Origin of the sequence: Longimonas sp. (assembly GCF_040409695.1) — a bacterium.
Classification (GTDB): domain Bacteria; phylum Bacteroidota; class Rhodothermia; order Rhodothermales; family Salinibacteraceae; genus Longimonas.
The window spans coordinates 1-7,764 of the sequence record NZ_JARWGJ010000125.1 but is presented as its reverse complement, the minus strand read 5'-3'; the positions used below and the strand labels follow the sequence as shown (position 1 = coordinate 7,764).

Here is a 7,764-nt window from a genome sequence, read left to right as displayed (position 1 = left end):
GGGGATGCGTGGCGCTGACGCAGTCCCGAACGTATGCTACAGCCCCGGCCAGAGGCGCCCGCGTGGATGCCTGCCGGGGATGCCTGCCGGGGATGCCTGCCGGGGATGCCTGCCGCTGGTGCCTATCCATCGAACGCGCCAAGCACGAGCGATGTGTTGTGTCCGCCAAAGCCGAAGGCATTGTTGAGGACGACGTTCAACTCGCGTTCCTGCGGCTCGTTGAACGTATAGTTGAGGTCGCACTCAGGGTCGCTCTCTTCAAAATTGATTGTGGGCGGTACCACGTTGTGCTTCAGCGCCTGAATACATGCAATGGCCTCAACTGCACCGGCAGCGCCAAGCAGGTGTCCGGTCATGCTCTTCGTAGACGACACATTCAGGTCGTAGGCATGCTCGCCAAAGACCTGCTTGATAGCCGACGTTTCAGCGGCATCCCCCAGCGGTGTAGAGGTGCCATGCGCATTGATGTAGTCGATATCTTCCGGGTTCAGTTCGGCATACTCAAGGGCACGGTTGAGCGCCAGACGTACGCCGCCGCCGTTTGGGTCGGGGGCTGTAAGGTGGTGAGCATCGGCCGACATGCCGGTGCCGAGGACTTCGGCGTGAATGGTGGCGCCGCGTTCCTGTGCCTGTTCAAGGCTTTCGATGAAGAGCGCACCGGCGCCTTCCCCCATCACAAAGCCGTCGCGGTGCTTGTCAAACGGGCGGCTGGCGTGGGCCGGATCGTCGTTGCGTGTTGACAGGGCGCGCATCGAAGCAAAGCCGGCAATGCCGAGCTTGGTTACGCAGGCGTCGGTACCGCCACAGACGGCCCCGTCGATGGTGCCGTCGCGGATGAGGCGAAAGGCATCGGCGATGTTGTGATTACCGGTGGCACAGGCCGATACGATAGCGTGGTTGGGGCCGCGAAAGCCGTGCTGAATCGCGATCTGACCGCTGGCAATGTCGGGAATGAGCATGGGGATGAAGAACGGCGATACGCGTGTTTCGCCGCTGTCAATGAAGTACTCCGTCTGCTCGTGGAACGTCTGCATCCCCCCAATACCGCTGCCGTAAACGACGCCGATGCGGTCTTTGGCATCTTGCGACATGGCGTCGCTGTCGAGACCAGCATGCTCGACCGCCTCTGCCGCTGCGACGAGGGCATACTGACAGAACGGGTCCATGCGACGGGCCGACTTGGCATCGAGGTGGTCTTCAATGTCGAAGTCAGGCAGCTCGCAGGCGAAGGTGGTGCGCAGGCCGTCGGGGTCGAACGACTCGATGGTTGCGGCTCCGCTTGTGCCTTTGAGGAGGGCATCCCAGAACGTATCTACGGTGAGCCCGATGGGCGTGAGTGCGCCCATGCCCGTAACAACAACTCGGCGGTCAGACATGATGGAGAAAGCAGTTAGTCGTAAAGAGCAAGAGGTAAAACGCGCATGGCAGTGGTGGTAGAGCGGCGCGTGTGGGCACCGGCGGCGTAGCGTGCAAGCAGATAGCCTGCGATGCCGAAGCGGTGCAGCAGTTCTGTGAATGGCTACGCACGTAGCATTCTATGGGTCATTACTATAGGGGCATTCTGTGGGTACGGCAGGCGGTGGGCCCGATAAGCGATCGGGAAGGCGCTCTTAAAAAGCATACCTGCCCCACGAACAGCAAACCCGGCGAACCAGCTCGCGTGCATGCGAGGGCCGCCGGGCGACTGGTCATACTGCCGAAAAAATGTTACGCCACCTTTTCGGAGAGGTAATCAACAGCATCGCCCACTGTGGCAATCTGCTCGGCGTCTTCGTCGGAGATCGTAAGGTCGAACTCTTTCTCGAACTCCATGATCAGCTCGACGGTGTCGAGCGAATCGGCGCCCAGGTCGTTGGTGAATGACGCGTCAGTGGTTACGTCGGCTTCATCAACGCCGAGCTTTTCGACGATGATATTTTTCACAGTGGACTCGATATCGGTAGCCATAGTCTGTCGTTTGGTTGTGCGTTAAATCAGTGCGAAATAGGTTCCTCGACGGAGGAGAGCGCGTGGCGCAGCCCCGTTATCTGAGGGGGTGCGGCGCGAAAATGGGGGGCGTAGCAGGCTGTTAGGGCCCTGCTTCGCCTGTCCGCACCACTACACGGCGCCCGTGTACAAATGGTTTCGGTTTAGCGGACTGGCCGGTGCGGTTGCGGCTGTTTGAACGCGTGCAGCGTGCCCCAAAGAGGAAACCATGCAGGGCGAGCGCGCAGGTCGAACGGGCGGGGCAGCCAGGCCTTTCCAGCAGCGCTAAAAGGCGGCCAGTTCACGAGCGCCCTCCAGCACGTCCTCGTCGCTGGGCAGCACCTCGCGTTCGAGGCTGTGTGCAAACGGAATATGGGAAAAGGCGCCGGCTACCCGGCGGACAGGCGCATCCAGCTGCTTGAAGGCGAGGTCAGCAATCTGTGCGCTAATCTCGGCTCCGTATCCAACAAACTCATGATCTTCGTAGAGCACGAGCGCGCGGTTGGTCTTCGCGACGGATTCGAGGATCGTGTCGGTGTCGAGTGGCACCATGGTGCGCAGGTCAACGACCTCGACATCGATTCCTTCTTTGGCGAGTTCACGAGCCGCGTTGTTGGCTTTGTGGACCATCATGCCGTACGTGATAATGCTCAGGTCGCTCCCTTCACGAACAACGCGGGCCTGGCCGAACGGAAGCAGGTACTCTTCCGGCGGCGTGGGGGTGCGTGCTGCAGCCGACCGGTAGAGCGCCTTGTGTTCCAGGAACATGACGGGGTCTTCCATGCGCATGGCCGTCGTAAGCAATCCCTTGGCATCGGCTGCTGTAGAGGGCATGGCAATTTTGATACCCGGCGTGTGCCCAAAGATAGACTCGATATTCTGCGAGTGGCAGAGTCCGCCATGGATGTAGCCTCCGCAGGGCACGCGGATGACCATAGGGCAGCTCCACGTGTTATTGGAGCGATACCGGAATGGTGCGACCTGATTGCGCAGGTGCTGCATGCCGGGCCAGATATAGTCGGCAAACTGAATTTCGATAACCGGCCGGTAGCCACTGGCTGCCCATCCAACGGCGCTACCAATGATAGAGGCCTCCGCGAGGGGGGCGTTGAAGCAGCGGTCTTCGCCGTACAGCCGGGTCAGGTCTTTGGTCGCGGTGAACACGCCTCCCTTATCCCCGGCAACGTCCTCGCCATAGACGATAATCTTTTCGTTGCGCGCCATCTCCTCTTTTAGGGCGCGGTTGATCGCATCCACCATAACGATCGGGTCGGCATCGGGGTCGATGTCCGACTCGTCGTTGTAGTCGAGCCCCAGATCGCCTTCGAAGAAGACATGCTTGGTTGCTGTTGCGGGATCCGGATCGGGCTGCTCCTGGGCCCAGCGAGAGGCTTCTTCGACCTGTTCCTTCACGTCGCTCTGCAGCGCGTCGATCTCTTCGGTGGAGAAGATGTTATGCTCGGTGAGCGTGTTGCGCAGGCGCTGGATCGGGTCGATGGCGCGGTCGGACTCCAGCTCCTCGTCGGGGCGATACTTTGTGTGGTCGTCAGAGGAGGAGTGAGGCAGCAGGCGCACGACATCGGCCACGAGGCATACGGGGCCGCCACCGTTGCGCATATGAGTGATGGCGGCATCGGCTGCGCTGGCCATCTCGAAGAAGTCGGTGCCGTCGACACGGATGCGGCTGAGTCCGTCGTATCCAGCGGCCAGCTTGTAGGCGGTGCCACCGGCGGTCTGCTCCTCGACCGGAACGGAGATGGCGTACTTGTTATCTTGCACCATGAAGAGCACCGGTGCCTGGGCGCGAGTGGCCCAGTTGAGGGCCTCGTGGAAGTCGCCCTGCGAGGTGGCGCCATCGCCACACGAAGCATAGACAAAAGCGTCTTCGCCGCGCTGCTGAATGGAGAGCCCGAATCCAACGGCTGGCATAAACTGAGCGCCGACCGAGGACGAGGTCGTCATCACGTTCAGGTCGCGAAGCCCGAAGTGCTCCGGCATCTGGCGTCCGCCCGAGTGGGGGTCGTTGGCCTTGGCAAGGTGGGCCAGGAACGCATCTTCGGGGCGCATCCCGAGCGAAAGCGTGATGCAGAGGTCCCGGTAGTACATGGCGAACCAGTCGTGGCCGGGTTGGGCATAGAAGCCCACGGCGGCCTGTGCGGCCTCGTGGCCAGAAGCGCCGATATGGAAGTGCCCCTTCCCCTGCTTGAGCAGCGTCATCATCTTTTCATCAAGGCGCCGCGACAGCATCATGGTGCGCAGTACCTGCCGCAGCTCGTCGGGCGAGAAGTCGTGGGGCGTACGGGGCTCCAGGTCGAAGGGGGCCTCATACTGCGGGGTCGACACCGCCTCGGTGGCGGCATGTGCGACATCAGCGATGCGCGGATTGGGATTTGACATGGGCAAAACTCCAGTTCATTCCTACCAATTTCGAGTGGACCCGCCAATCATTCAAGGAGAACGTGCCCGTACACATCCAAACACGTAGGCTTAAAAGACGCAGGCTGCACGTGTTGCGGTGTACGGTCTGTGCACCACACTCCTGAACGAAGCGCTTCCGATTACTTCAATTATATGGAAGAACAGGCACTTTAAGGGTGAAAAAGTGCTTAGTTCTTCCAGTGCGATAGGCGCTGTCCCCAAGAGACGATGGGAGGTATTCCAAGAGACGTCTTCTCTGCGGGCGGGGCGCTCCGGGCGGCTCCATTGCGCTGCGCCCTCGTGTCGGCCCGTAGCCCTGCTACGAACCTCGATCGGAGTCCAGTTTGCGCCGCGGCGGCGCTCGCTCTCATGTGCGCGCTGCGACTGCATCAGAAGATGACGCATGTCATGGACGGGGCTTCTGCTGTTTTCGATGCGCCCCAGAGCAGTAGAAGATTAAGCGAACGCTTTGTACATTGCGCGTGTACCATGTGTGCCTACACTACGCACATGGGACCTGCTGTATCTCTTTTTACCGTCGTTTTATCGCCGCTTACTGGCCATGTCTACTGTTATACGCTTTACCACCGGTATCATTGGAGCCGCCCTGCTCGGGCTGGGTTTTGCGCCTGTTGGACACGCGCAGAAGGCCAGCATGGATGATGCCGACCGTGTCGTGCGCACCATTATCGTATCGGATACAGCCGGTACCTCGTCCTCGGTAGTACGTCCGGGGGCACCGGGCGAACCGAGCCGCGCATACGACGCCACCACCGACCGGGGCGCACCTGCACATACCGAGGCCGACATCACGTTCATGCAAGACATGATCTTGCACCATGCGCAGGCGCTTGAGATGACGGCGCTGGTTGAAGAACGCACAGCAGATGAGCAACTCCGAAGCCTGGCGCTTCGCATCGAACGGGCTCAGGCCGATGAGATCGCGCAGATGGTACAGTGGCTGCATGATCGCGATGCCGAGGTACCCGCGCTGCCACCTATCGTGCATGAAAGTGCTGCAGGAGACGCCATCCACAACAGTCAGCACAGCGCTCATCGCAACGGTTCTGGAACCACGACGGATCATGAGCACGCCGATCACAGCGACTCCGATCATGACGGACATGCCAACCACGCTATGCATGACCACTCTGACATGGTTGGGATGCTGAGTCCCGACCAGATGCAGCAGCTGGCTGATGCGGAGGGCGAGCGCTTCGAGCAGCTCTTCCTTGAGTTCATGATCTACCACCACGAGGGGGCTGTTATCATGGTCGAAGAGCTCTACCAGTCGCCCGGAGGAGGGCAGGAGAGCACGGTCGACCTGTTTGCATCGCACGTCGAGTCGGCCCAGGACACTGAGATTCGCCGGATGCAGCGCATGCTCACTGCGTATGAGTAAGAACCATCGCAACGACTTCCGGAGCTTCGAGCAGATGCAGCAATCCGCATCTGGCCCCCTACGCTATGAGGCGGCTTCTGCACGCCCTGCATCCCTCTACCCTTTTACGTTTTCCTGTTAATCGTTTCCGTTTCTATGACCTTGCCTCGCTACGTATTTGGGCTTATCACGCTTGCACTGATGCTGGCGCTGACGGCCCCGGCCACCGCCCAGGATGCTGACTCTGACAACATCTGGTGGGATCCGGATGACCCACGTATTGGACTCGAAGCCGGATGGTATGATGCCGAGGAGGCCGCTCGGCACATGCGCATCTTGGCTTCTGACCCGCGCCCCGATGTGTTCATTAACCCAGACGACCCCGGCGACCTGAACTACGCGAACTCCGATATGGGCTTTCGCGACAACTACGCTGTAGTGGGTAACTTCAGTGGGTTCATGATCTACGACATCTCGACTCCGGAAGCCCCCGAGCTAAAAACAACGGTCGTATGTCCGGGCGGACAGGGCGACGTCTCGATTCACGGCGACCTCGTGTTTATGTCCGTCGAGCAAGCCCGCGGACGCCTCGACTGCGGGCCGCAGGGCACTTCGGGCGCAGTTGATGAGGAGCGCTTTCGCGGCGTTCGCATCTTCGATATCAGCGACGTGTCGGCGCCAGAGCAGATTGCAGCCGTTCAGACCTGCCGCGGGTCGCATACGCACACCTTGCTCGACTCCCCTCATGACGATGAAAACCTCTACGTATACGTGTCGGGCACCAGCTTCGTGCGCCACAGCGCTGAACTGGAAGGCTGCTCTGACCTCCCTCCGGCCGAAGACCCCGAAACGTCCCTTTTCCAGATCGAAGTCATCCAGGTCCCGCTGGATGCGCCCGAAACCGCTCGCGTCATAAGCGAGCCGCGGGTGTTTGCGGATGAGGAGACCGGTGACCCGGATGGGCTCTGGCCCGGAGGCGACCACGGCGAGGGCACGCAGCAGACGCGCGCCACGAACCGCTGCCACGACATCACCATCTACCCTGAGTTAGGACTCGCCGCGGGAGCCTGCTCAGGCAACGGCATTCTGCTCGATATCTCTGACCCCGCCAACCCCGAGCGCATCGATGAGGTGGAGGATCCGAACTTTGCGTTCTGGCACTCAGCCACATTCAATAACGACGGCACGTCGGTCCTCTTCACCGACGAGTGGGGAGGCGGCACCTCGCCACGCTGCCGCCCCGACGACCCGATCGACTGGGGCGCCAACGCCCTGTTCCACCTTCAGGATGGCGAGATGGAGCACGCCGGGTACTACAAGATTCCGGTACCACAGACCAGCACCGAGAATTGCGTTGCCCACAACGGATCGCTGATTCCGGTGCCGGGGCGCGACATCAAGGTGCAGGGCTGGTACCAGGGCGGCGTGTCGGTCTTTGACTTTACCGACCCCTCCGACCCGTACGAGATTGCCTTCTTCGACCGGGGCCCGATGGATGACGACCAGCTCTATGTAGCCGGGTACTGGTCTACGTACTGGTACAACGGATATATCTATGGAACCGAGATTGCACGCGGATTCGACGTGTTTGAGCTGGAGGCGAGTGAGCATCTCACCGAAAACGAGCTGGAAGCGGCTAAGCTGGTGAGCTACGACCAGTTCAACCCTCAACACCAGCCGCGCAACGAGTGGCCAGCGCACTTTGCTGTTGTGCGAGCCTATCTCGACCAGGCCCAGCGCCACGAAGTGCTCCCGCAGTCGCAGCTTGCCGAAGTTGCCGACGAGCTCGACCGCATCGAAGCGATGACCGACACGAGCGCTCAAAGCGACGCGCTCTCGGCCCTTGCTGCGGAGATGACCGAAGCTACAAAGTCGGGCACAACCGACCCGGCTCGCGTGCAAGCCATCGCTGATGCCGCCTCCGACCTCGCTGCTTCAATGTAGGCAGGCAGCATGCGGAGCCGCAGGAGACTGTCTTGGTGCTGGCGCTGCATCAACAA

Annotated in this window: 5 protein-coding genes; 2 read left to right on the top strand and 3 right to left on the bottom strand. The window is 60.8% G+C overall.

Features of this window, described 5'->3' with window-relative positions:
- Positions 1–122: 122 nt before the first annotated feature.
- From fabF to PPP56_RS07905, 3 genes are all read right to left on the bottom strand, one after another.
- The gene (gene fabF, locus PPP56_RS07915; protein ID WP_353563501.1) at positions 123–1,376 is read right to left on the bottom strand and encodes a beta-ketoacyl-ACP synthase II; all 1,254 of its coding nucleotides are present in this window, start codon (positions 1,374–1,376) and stop codon (positions 123–125) included.
- A gap of 331 nt (positions 1,377–1,707) precedes the next feature.
- Positions 1,708–1,947, bottom strand: coding sequence for an acyl carrier protein (locus PPP56_RS07910; protein ID WP_353563500.1), 240 nt, complete (start codon positions 1,945–1,947; stop codon positions 1,708–1,710).
- A 303-nt stretch (positions 1,948–2,250) separates the two neighbouring features.
- A complete protein-coding gene (locus PPP56_RS07905; RefSeq protein WP_353563499.1) occupies positions 2,251–4,362 on the bottom strand; it encodes an alpha-ketoacid dehydrogenase subunit alpha/beta in 2,112 nt (703 codons plus the stop codon).
- Positions 4,363–4,945: 583 nt separating this feature from the next.
- Here PPP56_RS07905 and PPP56_RS07900 point away from each other — a divergent pair.
- Positions 4,946–5,785, top strand: a complete 840-nt coding sequence (locus PPP56_RS07900) for a DUF305 domain-containing protein (protein WP_353563498.1) — start codon at positions 4,946–4,948, stop codon at positions 5,783–5,785.
- 135 nt (positions 5,786–5,920) lie between these two features.
- Positions 5,921–7,708, top strand: coding sequence for an LVIVD repeat-containing protein (locus PPP56_RS07895; RefSeq protein ID WP_353563497.1), 1,788 nt, complete (start codon positions 5,921–5,923; stop codon positions 7,706–7,708).
- Positions 7,709–7,764: the final 56 nt, after the last annotated feature.